The following is a 23,242-nucleotide window of genomic DNA, read 5'->3' as shown; positions in this document are numbered from 1 at the left end:
AGTACTTAAAAATAGTACTTTTATAGTTTCCAAAAAACAAAAATAGTATAGCTAAAAGTGATATTATGCTAATAATTAAATGATACATATATTGAGACTGTTTCTTCATTAATCATCCCTATTATTCGTTTAATATAAATATACAGATTATATATTATCATAGAGGAGATTAAAATAAACAAAATATGCCTATTGCATATCTAATAGCAAGATACCAATGCATACTTCATTAACTAAAAAATAACCTGACCTTTCAAAGAAGTTTCTCTTCTCCCTAATCTCCTGCGAGACCATATTTTTTCATTGAAATTTTCCATATCTTATTTGATTTATTTATTCTGTAACACCGGATTGGGTTACTTTTACATCAGCTGTTACACGAAAACGTAAATGTTTATAGGATTCTTCCCATTCTTGACTGTTCCATTTTCTTACGTGAGTTCTACCGAGCTTTCTAAGTCCTATAGGATCTGTGCCTTTTTTAATAAATCTCTTTATCAATGTAGTTGCTTTTTTTCTATTTCTGTTTCCATAATTTTTTCTAATTTTTTTATTTCTTTAGGATTATCTAGATTTTTGGTTTTTGTAAATTCTTGAATTTCAGCTTTAACTTGAATATGAGCATTTACGAATGGATGCTTACTATTCCCCTCCATCTTATATTTTGTTCTAGCTTTTATATTCTCTATCGTGGCGTAAGTATTTGAAGAACTAGGTAGTTTGAATTGGTAAGTACCTTGTTTAAATTTATCTGTCAACAATTTAAATACAAATAAATCTTTAGGGTTAACTTTATCAACCATTTTACATCTTTTAAAAAGTGCTATTCCATTTAACTCCAACACGTTCCCCTTTTTAGATATCATCGGCAAATAGGAATCCCTCGCATCATCATCAAGTTGATTTAAAAACATAAAAAAGTTTGTTTTTGGTTGCGTCCCATTGTTCATATTTTGCTCCAGTAAAGAGGATAGATAGGAAGCAATTTCTTTTTCTTTAGAATAGTTCCCCTTTAATAGTGATTCCCCTTTTACATTTGTAATTGCTAAATAAATTGCATTTCCTACACTAGGATTTCGGTTCAAAGTCTCTAAAATTTCCTGCATTCCCTTTTCAATTATTTTTTCATTAAATATAATAACACGCAATTGACCCAACTCTAGAGGTCCAGAAGATTTTTCGGATGCCCTTGCAAGAACTTCTCTACCAGTCTGGCCTGATGCTGAATAGATTTTTGTTTCACCTTCTCCGCCTCCTTTATAAGCTGAAATCGCAAAGGTTCCTTTTAGCTTACCTTCTGCTTCAGTATCATATGCCGCAACTTGAACTAAATCAATGTCATCCACAATTTTTGTTTTAGCACAACCTATTAAGAAGACACTTAATATAAGGAAAAGTATCCATCTCTTCATGTTTATCTCCTTAACTTTATTTTGGCGGTTTGAATTAGCCATAGTACAGGTAGGTATACATATATATATACAAAGCCAATTTGACCTGTCCAAGTATTTAATAAGTTAATTTTATTACGGTTATTCAAGAAAAATGATAAAACAAAGATGAATACGATGATAACTGGCAAAACATATTTTTGCTTTATTCCCAGTGCCTCTTTTATACCACGACTTACTCCCCATAATGTAAAGGAAACATTAGGTAATATAAAAAAAGCCCAAACAGAAACAATAATGTATTCAAACCGCTCTATAAAGGGAAATTGTATAATTTTAATCATGCTTAAATATGCCCAGATCGCGTTCGCGAGTTGTTTTTCACTAAAAAACGCAAGAGTTAAAATCATAAGGTATGTGTAGACAATAGTCGTTACTAAATTTGCATAATGCGCATATTTTTGAGACTTTTTTGCCTTTCTAATAAATGGGTAGTACAACAATAACATTTCAAATCCAAAAAAACTAAACATATTTCCTTTCATTCCTTTCATAATTTCTAGGAATGAATGCTGTGCAATTGGAAATAAATTCCGGAAATCTGCATACTGCAAAGGATAAAAAAATGTAAAGATTAGAATGCTTGGGATAACGATTCCAAAGAAGCCAATTCCGACAACTACACGAAACCCTCCAGTCACAATGTAATAACATAAGCCTAAAAAAGCCCCCGCTATAACCCAAGATGAAATTGAAGGAAACATCCAAACATGTACTACTTCGATATAAGTATGTAGTGTTGTTGCACCTAACAATACAATATAGGATAAAAAAATGAAGTTGAACAATCCACCAACCCATTTTCCAAATACGTTTTGATTGATTGCAATGATGTCTCCATTACCCTGATTTAAAATCTGATATATAATCCAAATCATAAGATTAACAGATATTCCAAAAAGTAGCGTACTAATCCACGCATCATTTCCAACTAACTTTGCACCAATCCTTTCAAAACCAAGCATACCAACCCCCATCTGTATAGTAATAATCGAAAAAAACACCATATATGGAGATACTTGATACTCAATCGGGATCTGTTTCATAATGCTCCTCCATGCTAAATTCAATCATCAAAATCATTTCGTGATAAGATTTTATTTTTCTCTACCTCTTCTGGATTAAAACGAAAACGCTGTTTAGATCTTGAAAAAATCGGACGTCGGAACATCGCTGAGATTGGCATACGTATAATGCTGTCTTTCCAATCTGTAGGGCGTGTAGGATAAAAAGGGAACAAATAAGGACGACTTAATGATTCTGTACGTAATAAGCGTGCTAAAAGGAAAGAACTTGTTAAAACAATTCCTAATAAGCCCAACAGGTGTGCAGCCATTATAAAAGGAAAACGAATTACTCGAATTGTATTACCAATTCTATATATTGGTGCTGTAAATGAACTAAGAGCTGAAAGTGCAACAATGATAATTAGTACATTACTTGTAAGACTTGCCTCTACCGATGCTTGGCCAATTACAATACCACCTACTATACCGACAGTTAAACCCACTTTAGTTGGTAAACGTGCCCCCGCTTCTCTCAGCAATTCAATCGTTATTTCTAAAAAAAGTGCTTCAATTAATGGAGGAAAAGGTACTTTACTTCTCGATATGATTAACGTTTCAAGAAGCTCTTTTGGAATAAGCTCGTAATGATATGTTAATATCGAAACATATAATGGAGTCGTTAAAACAGAAAACATAAAAGCAAAAAGCCTTAACAGTCGAAAAAAGGAGGCAATAATCCAAGGCATGGTGTAATCTTCTGTCGTAGAAAAAAAGTCAATTAATGTTGTTGGCAGGGTGATAGCATAAGGTGAGCCATCTACAAAAAGTGCAATTTTCCCTTCTGCCAATACAGCTGCTACACGGTCTGGACGTTCTGTATTCAAAAATTGAGGGAATATGGAATTAGGATTGTCAGCAATTAATTGAATCAAATAAGTACTATCTAAAACATGGTCTGTTTTTATTTGACTCACTCGTTTTATAATTTCTTGTAGATTTTGATCATTTACAATTCCCTCAATAAATACAATTGCAACGGTTGTGTTAGAGAGAGATCCTACCTTCAATTCCTTCATTTGTAAATAAGGTGTTGGAAGCTTTCTACGTACTAAATTTAAGTTTACATCTAAATCTTCAACAAATGCGATTTGTGGACCCACGATATTGTATTCAATTTCAGCTTTTGTAATATCTCTTTTTTCTTTCTTTGACACATTTATTAACAAGCCATTTAATTTATCTGTATCGAACTGAATAAGTATATAGCCGTTTAAAATACTATCCTGAATATCTTTCATTTGATTTGTTACTTTTGAATTTTCAAAGGGTAAGATAGACTGAATATCTTGTAACGAATCGAAGCTCCTCTCTTTTATATAAGTTAAAACCTCTTCATGAAATATATTTATATCGATTAATGTTCTAAAATATGAAATGACTATAGCGGAATTCTTTGAAGCGATCTCCAATGTTATAAAATCTTTAGATTTTTTTAGCAATTGCATTAATTCCTGCAAAGATTTTATAGAGTGAATAGGTACTTTTTCATGTGGTTTCAATTGATAATACCCTTCCTTTCAAAAAGAAACTATATATAGTTTTTAGGAAATTTCTAATTTTAAAATTAGGGATAGTTATATGTAAATATGCTCATTGAAAATAATGCCTTTGGAAATAACTTAACCAAAAACAGTTAAAAAATGTACTTAAAGTAAAAATAAGGAATGATTATAAACGAAATTATGATGTGGATTAGATGGTATATCCAGCATTTCGGAAAGTTCAAGCCAGCCAAATGTCATTGCTCGAAGAAATTTTTTAAAACGATAGCCGAGACAGAAAAAAGAATCTTAATAGGGTTCACTGTACATGCCTATCAACTTAAGAATTCAGAATTAACACAAAACGGTAAGGTAAGCTTTTTTGTTACAAGTTAGCAGAAAATTCGTTTTGGGGTGCTATAAAATTTTAGCTTGATGCAATATGACGCTACCCCAAAATACAAAAATCTCTTTCAAAAAAAGAAAGGCGCCTATGCACCTTTCTTTTTTAATTCACTTGTACTCTCTTCAGCATCCAAAATTCCTTCTGAATCACTTTAACGCATCATTGTACGGACCTAATTGCTTTTTAGAAAAGTAATGAATTGTCTCCTTACTTTTCAGTAACATATTTCCTTTTATAATTAAAAAATAGGTAGCTACTAGAAAATAGATTAGCCCTAATATCCAATCCAAATTTGTAGCTAAATTGTGTAAAAGAACATATCTCATATATGCATAACCAATTGGTACATGTAGTAATACAACCGCACCTAATCCTGGGTTGTATATTGTTTTAGCTTTTATATTCGCAAAAATACCATGCCATATGAATTGAAAAAATCCCATTAAAATAGGTCCCAACCCAAGCCATATAATATTTGGAAAGAAAACCGGAAGTAAATAAAAAACATACGCAATCAAAATATTTATTACCATAGCAGATTGCGTATTTAATGGATAGCGATCTGGTATATCACTTTTAAATATAACTACATTAAACAGACCAGCGAAATAACCTGGCCAACGATACTCTTCAAATTGATGCACTAAAATGGCTACAAAACTTAACGCTAACAGTACTTTTATTTCACTCATTTCTCCAAAATTCGCGACTAAACAACCTACGACAACAATTGCCATAGCTAACCCTACATCACACCAACGCTTTCTAAAGAAACTAATCATCTCTATCACCCACTATCTTAATTTTTATAAAAATAGCGTTCAAATAGGAAATCAATTTGTTTTTCTACAGGCAGTATTCTTATATCTGCCCCTGATTCAAGAATTAGCATCATTAATTCTGGGAGAAAAATGGATCCGAATATTTGCACTATCATCATCATTAAAATTTCCTGATCCGTTTCATTTGTTATTTCGCTTAAAATATTCTTCACTTTACAAAAACCGAGCCTCTTCAAAAAATCACCATATTCGTATTGAGATGTAAATACCGTAGTTCCCATTGCAATAATTTTCCTAACTAACTCAGGGTATTGCCGAATTACTAGTACATAATCAAGTAAAAATATTTTTAATCTTTCTTTCGCTGGCACTTTAATATCATCTAAAATAGAAAAAGTGCCTTGAAAGCTAATTAATAAGACTTTAATTGTCTCACTTATCAACTTTTCTTTTGAGCCAAAATGGTAATTTACAAGCGCAATATTTGTATCCGACAATGCCGCAATTTTTCTTATTGTTACACTTTCGAAGCCTTCGTCTTTAATGAACTCCAATGTTGTATTTACAGAAATTTTAACTTTATCAATCTTTTTGGAAATTCCAAATATAATTATCTTTTTCACATTATAAAAATTTTTCTATAAATTTTTCATATTTTCTACTTTTTTGGCACTTTCATTACTGTAAGTGGAAGTTTTTCTCATTTTTAAAATAATACAACCTAAACTAAATGCGAAAAGTGAAAATATCCCAAAAGTAACCTTTATAGTATTTAAGGACAGACTCCAGCTAATTAGAAAAGATACTAGTGCCCCCCCTAAACTGGCCGATGCAATAAATAAACTAGTCACTTCATCAATATTATTTTCCATAATACGGGAAGCTAAGATTAATGTTATTGGAAAAACACCCGCTATAACTAAACCAATAATGAAGATGATAAACAAATACATACCTGTACCTTGAACAAAGGGGAATAGAAATAATAGAATCACTAATGTAAAGCAACTAGATGTAATGTATGTCCAATAATTAAATTTATGAGCAAACTTACCTACAAGTATTCTTCCTATAACTATGGCTAGCCAAAAACAAGATATACTTACTGAACTGATTAATTCATTATTGGTAAGAATCATTATTGTAGATAAAAAATTTGCAAGATTGGTTTCTATGCCTGCATATAAGAATGCAAAAAGTGAAATAAATACTATAACTTTAATCTTTTCACTTTTAAATTTAAGAGTGAATGAGGAAAGGGATGCTCCTCCCTTTTCATTTTTTTGAGGAGAAAAATTTAGAAATTTTGTACGTCCAAGCATGTACCAAACAAATAGTGTAAAAATAAAGAATAGTAATATCCCATAAAGAATAAAATACCATTCATAAAATTTTGTAATATAATTAACTAGTAACGGAAATCCTAGCGCCCCAACCCCAAACCATACTTCGAGAATACTAAATTTAGCAGCACTATTCCTTTCTGCTGAAATAATAAAGGAACCCACCGTAGTTTCTAACAAACCTGCTCCATAGCCTAATACAAAGCAAATAACGGCTAAATATGCCCATTCTTTAATATATATAAAACCTCCTAGGACGATGGACATTACTAAAACACCTAATGTTATTGTTTTAAAATAATGATACTTTCTTACTAGTATGGGTGAACTTAGAACACCAAATAAAAAACCCGTAAATTGAAAAAATATTAAAACACCTAATTGATCAGGGGTTCTTCCATAATATTGTATTAATGAAGGAATTAAACTACCTATGCAAACATGTATTATTCCTACAATAAAATAAAACAAGCAACCATAATAAAATATTAACCGCACTTTTTCTCAACTCCAATCCAAAATAAAAACAGGGATTTAAGTAAAAGTTTTAAACCCCTGTTTTTACCATAAAACTAAATAGTTGCTACAGATCGTTCTTTATTACTACTGCTTTTATCAAAAAACATATCCAATATTACTTGTGAACGAAATCCATCTTCAAATGTTGCTACAGACTTATTTGGTCCACCTTCCGCAGCCTTAGCCCATTCTATAATTTCACTTCTAAAAGAATCAGACCATTCAAAAATCTCGTTTTCTGGATCGACTAGTAAAGGTAATGGTAACGGGATTTCATGTTTTTCCAATCCATCAAAGAGTATATATTTATTTGGCTCTTTAGAAGAATACTTATATTCTTTCTTCGCACCTATTACCTCTATACTAAAACCACAATCGTCAAGAAATGAACTTTTAGATGTTGTAATATTAACAAAAACCTTATTTTTCAATTGGCCATAAACCTCAGCATAGTCATCAACAAAAACTGGTTTACTTTCTTTTTCCTTAACATTTGTTTTAATTTTAGTTCGAACAGTATCCTCTCTAAAATCACTCTCAAATAAAAACCATAATAAATCTATTAGATGAATTCCTAAATCTCCCAAGGCCCCGCTAGTTCTATTACTTTGAAAATCATCTCGCCAAGTAAACGAAGTTCTCCTAAAAGCGCTATTCTTTTTAAAATGCAATCTTACCACTACTATTTCCCCTAATTCTTCATTTTGAATTAATTGTTTTAAAGCCTTAACATAAGATAGGTGGCGATAGTTAAACCCCATTGAAGCGACTAAATTAGTATTTTTTGCTATTGTCATCATGTATTTTGCTTCTTCACAAGAAATTGCCATTGGCTTTTCACATAACACATGTTTGTTTTTTAATAACGCTTGAACAGCTTGAGATCTATGACAAAAATTCGGTGAAGATATTATTACCCCATCAACTACTTCAAGTAACTCTTCATAGCTATTAAAAACCTTCCCACCAAAATTCCCTACCAACTTTTGGGCATTCTCATTATTAACATCATACACTCCAACTAATTTACAACTATCAACAGTTGATAATGCTCTAGAATGAGCTCTTGCAATACTTCCTGCACCTATAATCCCAATATTCATTATATGAACATCCCCTTTTAATTAATAATGTGCTTTAGAGTATTTAAAATTCCAATCGAGTATTCACCTTCAGCTAACATTGAGTGTGTGTTTTTGGCTTCTTCTGTTGCATTTTCTACTAAATAACCATGTCTTACAGCTTGTAGCATTCTTAAATCATTCCCACTATCTCCAAAAGCAATGGCATTTGTTTTATCTAGTTCGTACTTGTCTAAAATAAATTTCACTATCTCATCTTTACCTGTTCCAAGTGGAATAAAATCTACATCATAGCAATTTTCTGGATCACCAGCTAGTGGATTACATTTGTTAATATTAACTCCCACTTGGAATATTTCTCCGATTTCTTCTATCTTTTCTAAATTCTTTGCATCAATAAATTCATTTTGCTCTTCATAATAAAAATTAAATTTGTACTTAGAACTTCCTAATTGTGTCTGAGGTCTTAAAAAAATTTCATATTTTGATTCTAGCAATTTAAGAATTCTTTCAATCTTTGAAGAATCAAAACCACCCCCTATAATTCTCTCCTCCCAAATTTGATCATCTATAGTAGTCCCATTACTATCAAAGTACGTTATTTCTGTACCTAATCCACTCGCCACAAAATGAGGGAAATACTGAATACCACCCTTTTTCATTTTTTCAACAATGGATTCTAAACTACTTCCCGTTACCCAACCAATTACTAAATCCTCTTTACTTCCTTGTTCATACAAATACTTTTCTAACAATTTCATATTGCTTCTTTTAGAATCATCCATGTTATGAGGATAATAAGTTTCATCAAAATCACAGAACACTACATATTTAGGCTTTTTAACCTGTGGTAGTCTTTCAAAATTTAAAGACTTTAAAACTTCATTACTTATTGACATTGAATAATCCCTCCAAAACGAAATTTTGCTCTTCTAACATCATATTTGGGTGTAAAGGTAAATGTAATATTCCTTTATGAACTTGCTCTGTATTTAATATATTGTTTTGCAAATCATTTTCCTTTATCCACTTAGTATTTTGTTTATGAGATAATACCGGATAATAAATATCTGTTTCAATGTTATACATTTGGTACAATTTATTTTTCAACTCGTCTCTTCTTCCATTTTCAACTCTAATCGGAAAAAGGTGCCAGACATTATCTTCTGTCATCATAGGTAGCTTAATTAATTCTCTATCCTCTAATTCCTTTAAATCACGTATATATCGTTGAGCTAAATACGCTCTTTTTAAATTGTTATATGATAAGTACTTAATTCTTTCCAAACCAATAGCTGCTTGCAAATTATCAATTTTAGAATTGAATCCAAAGTCTAATACCTTTTTATTTTTTTTATCAATCTCAAATCCATGATAACTATATTGATTGCAACGAATTGCAAGAGTTTCATTATTAGTAACTATTGCACCTGCCTTACCACATACACCAAAATTCTTATATGGATTAAAACTAAGGACAATTATATCTCCATATTCTCCAAGATTTGAAGAACCAATAGCTTGACATGCATCTTCAATAACTGTTAATTGATATAGATCCGCAATTTCACGAATTTTTTTCATTTCACATTGTTTACCATACAAATGTACAGGTAAAATGCATTTAGTTTTTTTGGTTATAGCTTCTTCTATTTTAGATGGATCAATACAATAACTCTGCTGATCTATATCTACAAATATAGGTTTTGCTCCGACTGCTAACACGGCATTTTCAGTAGCAGCAAAACTATTAGCTGGCATAATTACTTCATCTCCCGGCTGAATACCAATAGATAACAATGACACCATAAGGGCATCCGTACCACTACTTGTTGCAATTACAAACTTTTTATTTAAATAATTTCCGATTACTTCTTCTAGCTTTTTTGAAAATGGTCCACTTGTAAATTGACCTGTCGGTAAGACATCTTTTAAAACTCCTATAATTTTCTCAACCTCATCTTGCGAAATCAACCGATTAACTGGCATAAATTCTATTTTCTGTATATTTTTTCTGCTATAATTGAAAATATCTTTTTCTATATTAATATCTATTTTCAATTTATTTTCTCTAAATAATTTCTCTTTCATCTTGTGATTCGGCAATATATTACTAATTTCAAATTCTTTTTCTTTTGTCTCCCCCTGTAGGCACTTTAATAAAGCTAAATTGTCTTTACTATGTCCAGAAATTGTAGTAAGAGTTTTCACGTTAAATCACCTCTAAGAAATTATTTTGAAAATCATGAGTAGACTATATTTTATGTTATCGATTACATGTCAACATATTTTTTACGGAGGGTTTCTCTATGGTAACAATTAACGAAATAGCTAAATTATGTAATGTATCAAATGCTACGGTTTCAAGAGTTCTAAATAATCATCCTTATGTAAATCCAGAAAAACGTGAGAAAATAATAAAAGTAATGAAAGAATTTAACTATACTCCTAGTTCTATTGCTAGGAATCTTAGGATAAATAAGACACAAACCATTGCTCTATCAATTCCAAATATAGATCATCCCTTTTTCGGAAAATTGGCTAGAGAAATTTCTAAAGAATTATTAAAACACAATTACAAATTGCTAATTTATCAGACTTTTTATGAGAAAAAAATAGAACTAGAATTACTTTCATTACTAAAGAATAAAGCTGTAGATGGTGTAATTCTCGCATCCCTAGAAAATAGTTGGGAAAATATTGAGCATTATTTAGCATATGGGCCCATATTACTTTGTAATGAGTATGAGGAAAATGCACCTATTCCAATAATTTGTTACGATGAATTTGAGGCTGGATACAAAGCTGTTAAACATTTAATAAACAAAGATCATAAAAAAATTGGCTTTTGTTTTGATTCTCTTAATAGTCAAGCACAATTAAAACGCCAACAAGGATATTTGCATGCCTTAAAAGAAAAGCAATTACCATTCAATAAAAATTGGCTGTTTGGAGATGCAATTACTATTGAAGATGGATTTAGAATTTTTCAGAAATTAGATAAATTAAAGGATAGACCTACTGCATTATTTACTGGAAATGATCAAGTTGCTGCTGGAGTCATTAAAGGAGCTACTATAAAAGGGTATTCTATTCCAACTGACTTAGCTGTTTGTGGTTATGATAATCAATTAATTTGTACAGTTACAACTCCAACAATCAGTACCATTGATATTCCAATTGTTGAACTGAGTAAACGTACCGTTAACGAGATTCTACTATATATAAATACAGATGAATCTATTAAACGTAAAATTATTGAATATCCTACAAACTTAATTATCCGTGAATCGACATAATTAAAACAAAAGTTTCTGCTTAAATTTATCTAATAAATAAAAAGAGGACGTAAATAATAATGCGTCCTCTTTTTATATCAAATTAAAATAATCCATCAAAATGCTTTTCACATTAAAAAGAATCACTTTCCAAGTTCATATTTTATTACATAAAGAATTGAGAGATTATCACTTAAGAGCCTTAACTATAACTTCAGTTGCCTCTGCAATGAGTTGATTATCATAAGTAGCTTCTTTCTCATCTTTACTAGATAAAATTGCGATAATAATTGGTGCTCTATTTGGCGGGCAAACGATAGCAATATCATTTCGTGTCCCATAACTTCCAGCACCGGATTTATCTGCAACTATCCAATCAGTTGGTACGCCTGCACGAATAAGTTTGTCTCCTGTAGCATTTCCTTTCATCCACCCTGTAAGAATGTTACGTTTATGAACCGGAAGCACATTTCCGACCGTAAAGGCTTTCAGATTCGTAGCAATTGCTTTCGCTGTACTAGTATCACGAATGTCTCCTGGAATAGCCTCGTTTAATTCTGTTTCAAAGCGATCAGACATAGTAACCCGATCGCCCATCTGTCTAAGCGCTTTTTCATATCCTTTTGGTCCGCCTATTTTGTTAAATAAAATGTTCCCTGCAGTATTATCACTGTTACGAACAGCAGCCTCAGCAATTTCTCCTAGTGTCATTCCAGTATCTACATGTTTCTCGGTAACAGGTGAATAATCCACTAAGTCTTCTTTCGTATAAGTAATAACTTCATTTAATTTCTCAGTAGAGTTTTGCTGTAGTAATACCCCTGCCGCTAACGCCTTGTATGTTGATGCAAAGGCAAACCTTTCGTTAGGTCGATAAGAGATTGTTTGATTTGTACCAGTATCAATCGCATATACACCTAATCGTGCATCGAATTTTTTCTCAAGTTGAGAGAACTCTTTATACGTCGCCTGATGTTTATGCTTCACTTGTCCTGTCTTTTCTTTCGCCTCAACTTGCAATGGCCCTCCTTTAAAAGCTTCTAAGCTTGTAAGACTTAAACCTAATATACCAACGCATATACCTATTTTTAGCATCTTCTTATTTTTCAAAATCATCATTCCTTTCAAATTTTCAACATCTGTTTTTATACGTACACATAATAGACCATCTAAGAAACAAGTTTGTTCCATAAATTTAAAAATTTTTAACTAGTAGCCAAGATATTAACAAAATAAGAGATAGCAGCTACGAGCGCCGCTATCTCTTATTTCACATCTCATTTTTTTACTTATAAATACCTTTATATAAACAGGGTCTCTTCCCTGAGAAAAGTACTAAAATCTTACTAATTTTGCTTAGAAATACCTGTACTAGGAGCTCCACCCTGTATACGTTGCTGTTTCAAATCAAAGTATACATCTAAAACTTCTTTTCCAATTATAGAATTAATTCCACTTTTATCGTTATGAAGCCATGGAACTACTACAGAAAATGCTACTTCTGGATTATCATATGGAGCATATCCAACTAACGTTAAGTTGTAGCATTCCATACGTTCCCCTTTCGCATTTCTACCAATTGGATCATCTCCACCATATACAGTTTGAGCTGTCCCTGTCTTTCCTGCTGGTTTATATGAAGCATTTTTGAAATACTTCACGCCAGTTCCATCACCTTCTTGGAATACCCATCTAAACCCTTCTTTTATTCGATCAATATGTTCTGTCTTCATATCAATCCGATTTAATACGACAGGCTCTATAGAACGAATAACTTTGCCAACTTCTTCTTTTATTGATTGCTCTCGTATTTCTTGTACAATTTGAGGTTGCATTCTATAACCGCCATTAGCAATCGTTGAAATATATTGCGCCAATTGCAACGGTGTATACGTATCATACTGCCCGATAGAAAAATCTAGTAAAAACCCAGGCTGACTATCTACTTTTCTAGTTTGTCCAATTATTTCATTCGGTAAATCTATACCTGTTGGAACTCCTAATCCAAATTGTTTAAAATAATAGCGCATCGTATCAAATGCTCCTTGTTTTATATCCAACGAACCATTTGGTACGTAATTAACTCCCGCAATTTTTAAAGCTGTCTGGAACATGTATACATTCGAAGATACTTGTAGCGCTCGTAAATCATTAATATTACCAAATCCGGATACATTCCACGATTTCTTAGCTTGTGTACCTTTAAATTTCATAGGTGCATCATAAAATTGATCTCCTGGCTGTATTGCCCCTGTCTCATATCCAGTTAATAAAGTTGCACCTTTTACAGCTGACCCTAGCTCATACGAAGTTGTCATGTTACCTAATGCCAAATCCTCAATCTCTAATTTCCCTTCTTTTTCTACAATCTTTTTGCCTGCCATAGATAGAATCTGTCCGTTATTTGGATTCGTCATGACGACAAAAGCTCGGTCCAACAGTGGCTCTGAACTCTTAAACGCTCTCAAATTTTTCTCTATACTTTCTTCCACTTTCTTTTGTAATTCCATATCAATCGTTAATGTTAAACTATTACCACTTTTTCCTTTAGATATTATCTCTGTGTTTATAATGTTTCCTGATTTATCAGTAATGTTTTTCCCTTCTTCTTTTGCACCGTGCAAGACATCTTCATATCTTTGTTCAATATAACTTTTTCCTACACGATCATTACGGTTATATCCACGTACCAAATAAGAATCTAAGTTTTCTTTCGGTAATCCTTCTTCACTACTCGTAATATTACCTAACACGGAACGAAATAAATTACCATTTACATAATTGCGTTCCCAATCAACTGTTGCATCTATCCCCGGAAACTCCGCAAGATTTTCACTTATTCGCGCATACTCTTGATCTGTTACATCTTTTTTTATAATTTGTGGTGTTAGTTGATAACCTGAACTCATTTTACTTTTAATAGCTAACACCTTTAAATCTTGTGCTGTTAATTCTGCCAATTCTAATTCTGTAACACGACTTCGTCTTAAGTCTTCTATTTTTTTATCTAACTCTTTTCCCTCTATTCCCTTATCTTTTAACTTTTCTATATCTTTTTTAGTAATCATTGTCTCCGCACGTTTCCTATTCAACTGCATCCAAAAATCTTTTTTATCGATGTCTGTTAATTTATTTATATCTTGTTCAGGCATTTCAAGCACTTTCGCTAAGTCTTTTGCTGTTTTTAAAATATCTTCATTAGTAATTCCCTTTACCCTTGTATACGTAATTGTGCGAAGAGATTTATTATTAACAACTGTTTTCCCTTCTCGATCTAGTATTTGTCCACGTGGAACTGGAATGCTAGTTGTTGCATTTTGACTGCTTTCTATTTGATTCTTATAAGCCTCTCCCTCTACGATTTGCACCTTTCCTAGCTGAACAATAATAGCTGAGAATAGTAAAAATATGCAAAGGAACATTATATTTAATCGAATAGATATATACGTCTTGTTCTTTCCTTTTTGATTCCCCATAAATCCTCCATTTAATTCCTTATATGTTACATACCGATGGCCGGTTATAAATATCGTTTCGACTTTTTTGCTAAATCCTTGTTAGCATTCATACCTTTTCGTTTAGCTACGTAATTCATAACTCTCCTTTCCTATTTTCTCTCTATTTTTTGTCGCTAGCATTAGAAATGCTAAACTATATACTGGCCCATATAAAACTTACACATAGATTTGCTAAAAACTTTTCATACTGATTATTCCTTTCTTCATGCTGTAATACTTAATAGACAATCTAAATAATAAAGTTGTTCCACATTTACAAAAAAAATAATTAACTATAAGATGAAATAAGCTAAAAAGGGAGGGTTTTATGTTACATACAAAAATAAAAAGATGGAGATTTATAGCGATTCTTTCTATTGTAGGTTTGATATTAATAATTTTGTTAAAAAGCCATTTCTTTTCAATTACTATCGAAACTTCTTCGGCCGAAAGAGGACAAATACTTGATCGAAATGGTGTAATACTAGCTACAAATAAGAAAGTTAAGTCTTTATATTGCACTTTTAATGATGAGAAGCTATCGAAACAAGATACAGCAAACACATTAGCTTTTTTCAATCAATTTTCAAGCGAGTTTCAACATGACATTTCTACAGAGGACATAAAATCTCAATTACAACAATCTTGTAAAAAGCAGACTATGAATGATATACCGTTATACTCTGACATAACTGAGAATGAACTTGCATTCATAAACAAAAACAAACCCAATAATGTAATAATCAAAGATGAAGTGATTCGATATTATCCTAAACGTGAAATTGGTTCACAGGTAATTGGGTATGTAGAAAATGACCTTAATGTACCCGTTGGAAAAAGCGGGATTGAGCTGCAATATGAAAATGATTTAAAAGGAAAACCCGGAAAAACTCTTATTTTTAAAATGAATAATAAAAAGTTCTTATGGAACATTCAAAAAGTACAAAAAGGAAAAGATATCTGGCTAGCTTTAGACTCTAAGTTGCAGCAAAAAACAGAGGAAGCATTAAGATCTCAAATCAAGAAAATAACTGATGTTAATGCTGGTTATGTTGTGGTAACCGATGTGAAAACTGGCGCAATTTTAACTATGGCCAACTCAACAGTGTTTGATCCAAATACATTATATGAACAAGTATCATCTAAAAAAGAAAACATCAAATCACTTTCGCAAAATAAAGCAATTCAAAAATTAAAGTATGGTGAATCTTATGTAAATATGGCCTCAACTATAAAGCCACTTACTATTTTAATTGGATTAAACGAAAAGCTTTTTCAACCTGAAGATACTTATTTAGATAAAGGTACTTTTCAATATGATAATCAAAATAACATTACGAATGCACCTGGAACGCCAACAGGTGAGATTACACCGAGGCAGGCTATCATTAATTCATCTAACACATTTATGACAGCAAAAGTAGCTCTACCCTTATTCAACCAAAATAATGGGAATATAGAAAAAGTTGCACATATATGGACAGAGTATTTAAAGCAATTCGGCCTTCGTTCTAAAACTGGGATTGATTTACCTTTTGAAGAAGACGGACAATATGAATTTCATCCAACAAACAAGTTTGAAAATGGTATCTCCGCCTTATTAAATGCCTCTTGGGGAGGAAATGAAGTACACACTCCTCTTCAACTTGCTCAATATGCAGCAACTTTAGCAAGTAAAGGTGATAAATATAAACCTCAAATCGTAAGTGCTATTATTGATCAAAATGGTAAGGAAACAAAAAAGTTTAAACCAATTTTAGAAAGTTCAAATCGTTACCCGGTGAAATTTTGGAGTGTCGTGCAAGGTGGGATGAGCCAAAATATAGAGGAAATTAAAAACTTACCCTTTCATGTCGCAGGTAAAACAGGCATAACAGGTGCTCCGAATGAGCAAGAAAGAATGATAAACCATTCTCTTTTCATTGCATATGCTCCTACCGAAGATCCACAAATTGCCGTTTCTGTCGTTATTCCTGGTAGTAATTCAGAAAAAAACATTGCTGCTCTCGTTACATCAGAAATTTTAGAGTACTGGAATACTCTTCAATAAGAGAATAAAAACATAGAGGAAGGTTCATTAAAGTGAACCTTCCTCTTTACCATATAGAATCTATATTCGTTATTTTCCATTTACCTTCATGATCCTTTTCGAACATGAAAGAATATTTAATATCAGTTAAAACATACTCTTTTTGTACATATCCAGCATTACCGCTAATTGTCGATACTTTTATATATCCATTATTCTGCACTTTTTCTGGAATCCAAGCTTTTACCATTTCATTAGATACTTCATATAAAACTTGTGATTCTCGCTTTGGTTCAGCTAAAATTTTCGTTTTATTTCCAGTAACAGTTGCATATACATAATGCGCTTGCTTTGGTTCGTTACTTTCTGTCAATCCACTTGGTACTTTGTATGCTTGCTTTGTATCATTTGTAAATTCTCCCCCCATGGTAAGAGCAACTTGCAACTCATGAAAAATATCTTCATCAAATTTCAATTCATCCTTCTTATAACTCTTCTCTTTAAATAGAACTTCATCATTTAACGCTCTATACAAGTCATTTTCATTTTTTGAATTTGTACTTTGATATAATTCATTCATAAATTGTTTTAATGTTGGATCTTGAGCAGACTCATCTTTAGTTTTAGGCTTAATTTGTGTACTACTTTGGACCGGTGATTTATTATCATCAAGCCATGGTTGTTGAACGATAACAAATAACATTGTACAAACAAAAACAACTATAATTGGCAGAGCTTTTTTACGAAACGGTCTTTTATATTTTACAGAATTCACTTCATTATTTTCATATATAGACTGCTTTATTTTAAAAATAAATTCTTCTTCATCTTTACGATTCTCTATTGGACCTTTTTTTAATTTACTATACCAGTCAGGATTTTTTTTATTGTTCATCACTACTACCCTCCCCTATTAATTTTGAAACCTTACTTCTCGCTCGGCTTAATCTAGATTTAACAGTTCCAATGGATACTCCCAGTGTTTCAGCCATTTCTTCATAAGATAATTCATATTTTGCGTCTAAAATTATTATTTCACGGTGTTTTTTAGGTAGTTTTAAGACAACATCCCACACTTCATTCATTTCCTCTTGCTTGAAAAACTCTCGTTCTGCCGATGGAGATTGCTTATCGTCACTAAAAAAACCTACTAATGATATCCTTTTAAAATAGGAGGATTTCAAATAGTTTATTGCTGTATTTCTTGTAATTTTTAATATCCACGTTTTAATAGATGACTCCTTTCGAAATGAATTCCAATTTTTAAATACCTTTATAAACACATCTTGCGTGATATCATCTGATAAGTGTGGATCTTTCGTAATAATAAATGAATAATTCCATACATCTTGCCAATAGTCTTTTATAACATAGTCAAGCTCATCATGAATACACTTTTCAATAAACGTCTCTTCCATTTCCACACCTCGAACTTATTTGAATAAAGATAAAACTACCCTCACTTTTATTATGGTTTCAATATATAGACAAGATACAAGTTTCATTTGTTCCATTGTTTATCTTTTTTTGATAGAAAAATCCTCCTAAAAATGTAAAGGTGTGCGATTACTTTCATAAAATAATTATCTATACATTCTTTTACATGACAGGCTCCTAAAAACAAGTAAAGCATACAATGTTAAAAATACACTCATAAAAAATCTGATTATTATTTGTGCATTTCACGCAACACTCCACTTGTATCACCTTTTTTCTTAGAGCATACTTATTTGTGTGCTCTATTTATGCTTTACTAAATAACCGTTTTGTTAAATTTTAAAATCCCCCTCACTTGTCCCTTTCAATTTGTTTTACTCTTCTATTTACTATTAGCAATACCAACCTTTCAAAAATGAAAACAAAGATGGGTTATTATTTTTATTCAGCCACAACAAAAAAGCATTCTCGATTAAGGAGAATGCTTTTTCGAAACTTAATTGTTCTTTGTATTGCTCAATTTATACCCTCGTGTGAAGCAAACAATGAATGTAGTAAAAGATTTCACCTTATAGTTACTTATTATTTCTGAAAAACATGTTTTACTTTTTCACCTGGAACGTTACTCCCCCCTCTTCCTTTTACATCTTCGATCATCATGGTAACGATCATGTCGGGCGCATTTGCATCAAAAGCTGCAAACCATCCAAGTTCTTTTCCGTCTGCTTCCTTCGACTCCTTCAGTTCTGCTGTACCGGTTTTACCAGCAAGAGTTATACCATCAACCTTAGCAATTCTCCCCGCGCCATCAGGGTCATTAATGACTTTTATTAATGCGCTCTTTAATATCTCTTGATTCTTTTTAGAAACCACATTTTCTTTCCAATTCCCCGCTACTTTTGCTTCTTTTAAAAGATGAGGCGACGGAATATCCCCTTCATTCACAATCGGTGCATATGTTAATGCTAAATGAAGTGGTGTCATTAATACTTGTCCTTGTCCATATCCCGTGTCTGCTAGTTGAATATCATTTTTTATCCCATCTCTTGCAATGATTGAAATAGGAAATTCGTATTCGATTGGTAATTTTTCATGAAATCCGTATTTCTTAAATTCATTTACATACTGATCTTTTCCCATTTTCAAAGCTTGTTGAGCAAAATAAATATTATCAGAGTACTTCATTGCCTTATCAAAATCAATTGGACTAGCTTCCTTCACACGTGTTACATAATAATTTCCCCAAGATGAATCTTTTGCCCACTTTAATCCTTGAATTTTAAATTCTTCCTTAGGGTTTATAGTGTTTGTTTCCAAACCAATTGCACCAGTAATCGTTTTAAATACGGAACCTGGTACAAATGCTTGTGTGAAACGATTCATCATTGGTAGTTTCGAGTCGTTATTCCATGCTTCTCGTTGGGCTTTTGATGCTCCTCTAACTATTGTATTTGGATTATAAGCAGGGCTACTTACAAGTGCAATAGTTTCACCTGTTTTAGGATTGACCGCTGCACTAGATCCTGCTTCATTTTTCATCTCATTAAAGATTTTTTCTTGAATTGCAGCATCAATTGTTAACGTAACGTTTTCCCCTTCTTTTGCTTCTTTTTTTGCTACATTTTTAATCTCTTTTCCATTCTCATCTTCTATAAATACGCGTCCACCTTTTTCGCCACGCAATTTATTCTCTAACACTTTCTCTAAACCTGTCTTACCTACTAAATCATCTGCTTGATACCCTTTTTTTTGAAGCGATTTTAACTCCTCTGCATTCACCTTTCCTATATAACCAGTTAAGTGTGCCGCCGCTTCTCCTAATGGATACGTCCGAATATTTACTGGGCGAGATGCAACTCCTTCTAATTCAATATAATCATTCTGTCTAGTTCCCTCTTTTAAAATACCAATTGGTACAAAGGAGTCTGGTTTTATCCATTTCGCTGTAAGCTTCTGATCGACCTCTTCTATAGACATATCAAGTAATTGTGCTACTATTTCTTTTGTTTGCGCTGCCGTTTCGCCTAGTTTCTCTGGAATAATTCCAACCTCAGTCGCTTTACCATTCGTTGCAAGAGCTTTCCCATTTCGATCATATATTTCTCCGCGTTTTCCTTGTTCTATTTGCATACGTACTTTGTAATCTTTTTTCATAGCTGGAAAAATGAAATCTGGTGTCCAATCTATTTTCCAAGATTCCTTTTCTCTCACGAGTTTTGCTTCATGGATAAATGAAACTGTTCCTCCATCCGTATCCATCTTAACTTCAAAAAGAAAAAGCTCTTTATCTTTAGCATTCTCTCCTTTCGTTTTAATTTTTAAATTCTTAACTCCAATACCCTCATAGATTTTTTGATATTTCTCTGTGAAATCCTTTTTAGAAATCGTTTTTTTGGCACGCTCTGATAAATGATCATACATATTTGCAAATTTTTTATCATTCCATAAATTGATATATTCTTCAAATGTTTGTTTTGGCGGTTCGTTTTTATTACACCCTACCAACATAACTGCAAAACAAAAGAAAACCAGCATCCATAATTTTTTCAATTCAATCTTCTCCCTTTGTTAAAAATATTTATTCCTTTCTTGATATATTAAATAAAAAATGTTGTAACGCTTAATAGACAGTGTAAGTAATGAGATTGTTCCACATTTACAAAAAATTTCATTTACGCTTAAGTTGCATTGGAAGAGGAAAGTTTGTAAGCTTCTTGCAAACATAAGGAGCGAATATATTTAGCGAACGTTATAAGTATTAGTGTTGTTTTAAAAAATTCATTTAAAATACCTTTTAATTCGTTTTCGTCGATATTATCTTTATAGATTTTTGATACAAAAATAGAATCCTTATAGTAAGGATTCTACAGTAGAAAATGATAGATTTATTTTTCTTAACCTGATGATTTGGGCTTTTAAAGTACATAGTACTTACAATTAGCATTATAAGCAAGATCCGCTACTTGCATCGATTAACTCATCAGTTATCCAACGACTGTCTGATGAAGAAAGAAAGCTTCACCTTCAGGTAAAGTCAACTTAAACTAAAGTTACTTCATATATTTCACTTAAAATTCCATCAACACCTACCTTTAAACAGTTCGTTTAAACTGCCTTGCCTTTGTTCAAAGGTATTTCAGCAATGCCTGTATTTTTCATCTTTAATATTTTTGTTTCTTAGCCATGAGTATAGTTAGAAAATCTCTAAAAACTATTTGATAATCTTTTAGAATCTAACTTTCTTATAATACTATTTGCTATTTCTTCAATATTTTCATCTAGAAAGAAATGATTACCTTCAAAAGAATGAAAAGTACACGTTTTACTTGTGTATTGCTTCCATTTTATTACTTGATCATATGTAGTATACTCATCCTTTTCCGCATTAAATATAAGAAAATCAATATCACATGGTTGTGTATTATTGTCATGAATATATGTCTCGACAATTTTAAAATCTGCTCTTAGAATAGGTAGAAAAATCTCTATTAATTCTTCTGATTCAAGTACCCCAGATGGTGTACCTCCCATTGCAATAACTTCTCTTTTAAATTGTTCATTAGAAAGATTATGTCGAATATTTTTTATTTTACTATTTGGATGATTTCTACCGGACAAAACAAGAAATTTAGGCAATACATTTTTAGAATCTTGTATTTTTCTAGCTACTTCATAGGCAATCAAACTTCCCATACTATGCCCAAATAAAATATATGGCGAATCATCTATCTGCATAACGATATTATTATAGACATCATTCACCACCTCTTCCATACTTTGGTGCAAACTTTCTTCAATTCTATATCCTCTACCAGCTAACTCTATCGGGACTACCTCAATATATGGATTAAAGTAATTTTTCCATTTTGCGTAACTAAACGCAGATCCCCCAGCATGTGGAAAGCAAAAAAGTTTAGTCTTCTGCATTGATTTTCTCCTTACTTTCAAATTTGTATATATTTTGGCAAATTGTATAAATGTCTTTAATTATTATCTCTTGCGGAAATTCATTCCTTGTTGCACAAGCAGATATCTTATAATTTGGATCAATGTTATATTGTTTAAAGTAAAAGTTTTTAGGTATATTCTTGTATGTAATTAAAGTTCGTGACTCTTTTTTTATAGAGAATGAATTTAACGGGGTATAAAGCCCTTTTCCAATCGTTTTTATATAACTTTCTTTTAATGTCCATAAATCATAAAAATAATTAATTTGTTCATCAGAATTCATATTAGATATTTCATAAAATTCTTCCTCTGAAAAAAATTCATGTGCTAATTTAAAAGCCTCTATTTCTGAAACTTTTTCTATATCAATACCCACATTAAAATTAGCAGTAGTACAAACCACCCATTCTCCTGAATGTGACAAATTAAAATGAAAGTCAGAAAAATTTTCAACAAAAGGTTTTCCATACTCATTATATATAAATCTAATTTCTTCATTATTAATTTTATACTTTTGGCAGATTAGAGATCGGATTAGTAAATCTCCTATCAGGGTCCTATTAATGTCGCATGAATTTAATAAACGCTTCATTCGTTCTTTCTTCTCATTTGAAACTAAGTTACTAAGTTGCTTAAACAAATGACTTTCAATATTCTTTGGTATTTTCACAGCTTGAATTTGTATGATAAATCACTTCCTTTTTTTAAGAATTACTTCATATATGAACGTTACAGAAATTCAAATTCACTTTATTAAATTGCATATACAATAGGAAAGGTGCATATTTACATATCAATGAAAATATGCACCTTTCCTCAGTAATATCATCAGGTATTCGCTTCTATTACAAAGATTTCAGAGCATTTACATCTTACTATGGGTAACTCATTAAGATTTCTATGTCTCTACCAATTTCTTTTT

At 31.7% G+C, this 23,242-nt stretch carries 17 protein-coding genes and 2 pseudogenes; 2 read left to right on the top strand and 17 right to left on the bottom strand.

Going from position 1 to position 23,242, the window contains the following annotated elements; all coding sequences use genetic code 11:
* Positions 1-333: 333 nt before the first annotated feature.
* The 9 genes and pseudogenes from ACSG5Z_RS04865 to ACSG5Z_RS04825 form a co-directional block, all read right to left on the bottom strand.
* Positions 334-1,454: pseudogene (locus tag ACSG5Z_RS04865) on the bottom strand (Ger(x)C family spore germination protein).
* Positions 1,415-2,497, bottom strand: a complete 1,083-nt coding sequence (locus tag ACSG5Z_RS04860; protein ID WP_097890995.1) for a GerAB/ArcD/ProY family transporter — start codon at positions 2,495-2,497, stop codon at positions 1,415-1,417. Before ACSG5Z_RS04860 ends, ACSG5Z_RS04865 begins: the two are co-directional and overlap by 40 nt.
* A 20-nt stretch (positions 2,498-2,517) precedes the next feature.
* Positions 2,518-4,017, bottom strand: a complete 1,500-nt coding sequence (locus ACSG5Z_RS04855; RefSeq protein WP_000802287.1) for a spore germination protein — start codon at positions 4,015-4,017, stop codon at positions 2,518-2,520.
* A gap of 534 nt (positions 4,018-4,551) precedes the next feature.
* Complete coding sequence (locus tag ACSG5Z_RS04850; RefSeq protein WP_087986153.1) at positions 4,552-5,196, bottom strand: HXXEE domain-containing protein; 645 nt, start codon at positions 5,194-5,196, stop codon at positions 4,552-4,554.
* A gap of 8 nt (positions 5,197-5,204) precedes the next feature.
* Positions 5,205-5,786, bottom strand: a complete 582-nt coding sequence (locus ACSG5Z_RS04845; RefSeq protein ID WP_435711258.1) for a TetR/AcrR family transcriptional regulator — start codon at positions 5,784-5,786, stop codon at positions 5,205-5,207.
* A gap of 39 nt (positions 5,787-5,825) precedes the next feature.
* A complete protein-coding gene (locus ACSG5Z_RS04840) occupies positions 5,826-7,028 on the bottom strand; it encodes an MFS transporter (protein ID WP_435710812.1) in 1,203 nt (400 codons plus the stop codon).
* Positions 7,029-7,102: 74 nt separating this feature from the next.
* Positions 7,103-8,152: a Gfo/Idh/MocA family protein gene (locus ACSG5Z_RS04835; protein ID WP_435710811.1), complete on the bottom strand. Its 1,050-nt coding sequence runs from the start codon at positions 8,150-8,152 to the stop codon at positions 7,103-7,105.
* 17 nt (positions 8,153-8,169) lie between these two features.
* Positions 8,170-9,030 (bottom strand): HAD-IIB family hydrolase, encoded by an 861-nt coding sequence (locus ACSG5Z_RS04830; protein WP_435710810.1) that lies wholly within the window; start codon positions 9,028-9,030, stop codon positions 8,170-8,172.
* Positions 9,017-10,342 carry a DegT/DnrJ/EryC1/StrS aminotransferase family protein gene (locus ACSG5Z_RS04825; protein WP_435710808.1) on the bottom strand — a complete coding sequence of 442 codons (1,326 nt, stop codon included), beginning with the start codon at positions 10,340-10,342 and terminating at the stop codon, positions 9,017-9,019. Before ACSG5Z_RS04825 ends, ACSG5Z_RS04830 begins: the two co-directional genes overlap by 14 nt.
* Positions 10,343-10,440: 98 nt before the next feature.
* Here ACSG5Z_RS04825 and ACSG5Z_RS04820 point away from each other — a divergent pair, with 98 nt between their 5' ends.
* Entirely contained in the window at positions 10,441-11,430 is a 990-nt protein-coding gene (locus ACSG5Z_RS04820; protein ID WP_106101782.1) for a LacI family DNA-binding transcriptional regulator, read from the top strand.
* A gap of 168 nt (positions 11,431-11,598) precedes the next feature.
* Here the strand turns inward: ACSG5Z_RS04820 and bla are convergent, their stop codons facing one another.
* Together bla and ACSG5Z_RS04810 are read right to left on the bottom strand one after the other, a co-directional pair.
* Positions 11,599-12,525, bottom strand: a complete 927-nt coding sequence (gene bla, locus ACSG5Z_RS04815; protein WP_435711257.1) for a class A beta-lactamase Bla1 — start codon at positions 12,523-12,525, stop codon at positions 11,599-11,601.
* Between the two features lie 230 nt (positions 12,526-12,755).
* The gene (locus ACSG5Z_RS04810; protein ID WP_435710806.1) at positions 12,756-14,885 is read right to left on the bottom strand and encodes a peptidoglycan D,D-transpeptidase FtsI family protein; all 2,130 of its coding nucleotides are present in this window, start codon (positions 14,883-14,885) and stop codon (positions 12,756-12,758) included.
* A gap of 349 nt (positions 14,886-15,234) precedes the next feature.
* On the opposite strand from ACSG5Z_RS04810, the gene ACSG5Z_RS04805 reads away from it, so the two are divergent.
* Positions 15,235-16,956, top strand: coding sequence for a peptidoglycan D,D-transpeptidase FtsI family protein (locus ACSG5Z_RS04805; RefSeq protein WP_435710804.1), 1,722 nt, complete (start codon positions 15,235-15,237; stop codon positions 16,954-16,956).
* Between the two features lie 46 nt (positions 16,957-17,002).
* On the opposite strand, the gene ACSG5Z_RS04800 is transcribed toward ACSG5Z_RS04805, so the two are convergent.
* From ACSG5Z_RS04800 to ACSG5Z_RS04775, 6 genes and pseudogenes are all read right to left on the bottom strand, one after another.
* The gene (locus ACSG5Z_RS04800) at positions 17,003-17,830 is read right to left on the bottom strand and encodes an SH3 domain-containing protein (RefSeq protein WP_435710802.1); all 828 of its coding nucleotides are present in this window, start codon (positions 17,828-17,830) and stop codon (positions 17,003-17,005) included.
* Positions 17,820-18,353, bottom strand: a complete 534-nt coding sequence (locus ACSG5Z_RS04795; protein ID WP_060488847.1) for an RNA polymerase sigma factor — start codon at positions 18,351-18,353, stop codon at positions 17,820-17,822. The genes ACSG5Z_RS04800 and ACSG5Z_RS04795 overlap by 11 nt, the downstream gene beginning before the upstream one ends.
* Before the next feature lie 601 nt (positions 18,354-18,954).
* Positions 18,955-20,922 carry a penicillin-binding transpeptidase domain-containing protein gene (locus ACSG5Z_RS04790; RefSeq protein WP_435710800.1) on the bottom strand — a complete coding sequence of 656 codons (1,968 nt, stop codon included), beginning with the start codon at positions 20,920-20,922 and terminating at the stop codon, positions 18,955-18,957.
* A 393-nt stretch (positions 20,923-21,315) separates the two neighbouring features.
* Positions 21,316-21,387, bottom strand: a pseudogene (locus tag ACSG5Z_RS04785) (SDR family oxidoreductase); the annotation flags it as partial.
* 189 nt (positions 21,388-21,576) lie between these two features.
* The gene (locus tag ACSG5Z_RS04780; RefSeq protein WP_060488842.1) at positions 21,577-22,299 is read right to left on the bottom strand and encodes a thioesterase II family protein; all 723 of its coding nucleotides are present in this window, start codon (positions 22,297-22,299) and stop codon (positions 21,577-21,579) included.
* A complete protein-coding gene (locus tag ACSG5Z_RS04775) occupies positions 22,286-22,990 on the bottom strand; it encodes a 4'-phosphopantetheinyl transferase family protein (RefSeq protein WP_097857222.1) in 705 nt (234 codons plus the stop codon). The genes ACSG5Z_RS04780 and ACSG5Z_RS04775 overlap by 14 nt, the downstream gene beginning before the upstream one ends.
* Positions 22,991-23,242: the final 252 nt, after the last annotated feature.

The organism is Bacillus pretiosus (assembly GCF_051294775.1).
GTDB lineage: Bacteria > Bacillota > Bacilli > Bacillales > Bacillaceae_G > Bacillus_A > Bacillus_A wiedmannii.
This window is presented reverse-complemented; position numbering and strand designations above follow the sequence as displayed.

Bases quoted from the DNA above. Each gene is read 5' to 3' on its own strand.
- ACSG5Z_RS04860 (WP_097890995.1), bottom strand. From the start codon at position 2,497: ATGAAACAGATCCCGATTGAGTATCAAGTATCTCCATATATGGTGTTT.
- ACSG5Z_RS04835 (WP_435710811.1), bottom strand. From the start codon at position 8,152: ATGAATATTGGGATTATAGGTGCAGGAAGTATTGCAAGAGCTCATTCT.
- ACSG5Z_RS04830 (WP_435710810.1), bottom strand. From the start codon at position 9,030: ATGTCAATAAGTAATGAAGTTTTAAAGTCTTTAAATTTTGAAAGACTA.
- ACSG5Z_RS04820 (WP_106101782.1), top strand. From the start codon at position 10,441: ATGGTAACAATTAACGAAATAGCTAAATTATGTAATGTATCAAATGCT.
- bla (WP_435711257.1), bottom strand. From the start codon at position 12,525: ATGATTTTGAAAAATAAGAAGATGCTAAAAATAGGTATATGCGTTGGT.
- ACSG5Z_RS04810 (WP_435710806.1), bottom strand. From the start codon at position 14,885: ATGGGGAATCAAAAAGGAAAGAACAAGACGTATATATCTATTCGATTA.
- ACSG5Z_RS04805 (WP_435710804.1), top strand. From the start codon at position 15,235: ATGTTACATACAAAAATAAAAAGATGGAGATTTATAGCGATTCTTTCT.
- ACSG5Z_RS04800 (WP_435710802.1), bottom strand. From the start codon at position 17,830: ATGAACAATAAAAAAAATCCTGACTGGTATAGTAAATTAAAAAAAGGT.
- ACSG5Z_RS04795 (WP_060488847.1), bottom strand. From the start codon at position 18,353: ATGGAAGAGACGTTTATTGAAAAGTGTATTCATGATGAGCTTGACTAT.
- ACSG5Z_RS04780 (WP_060488842.1), bottom strand. From the start codon at position 22,299: ATGCAGAAGACTAAACTTTTTTGCTTTCCACATGCTGGGGGATCTGCG.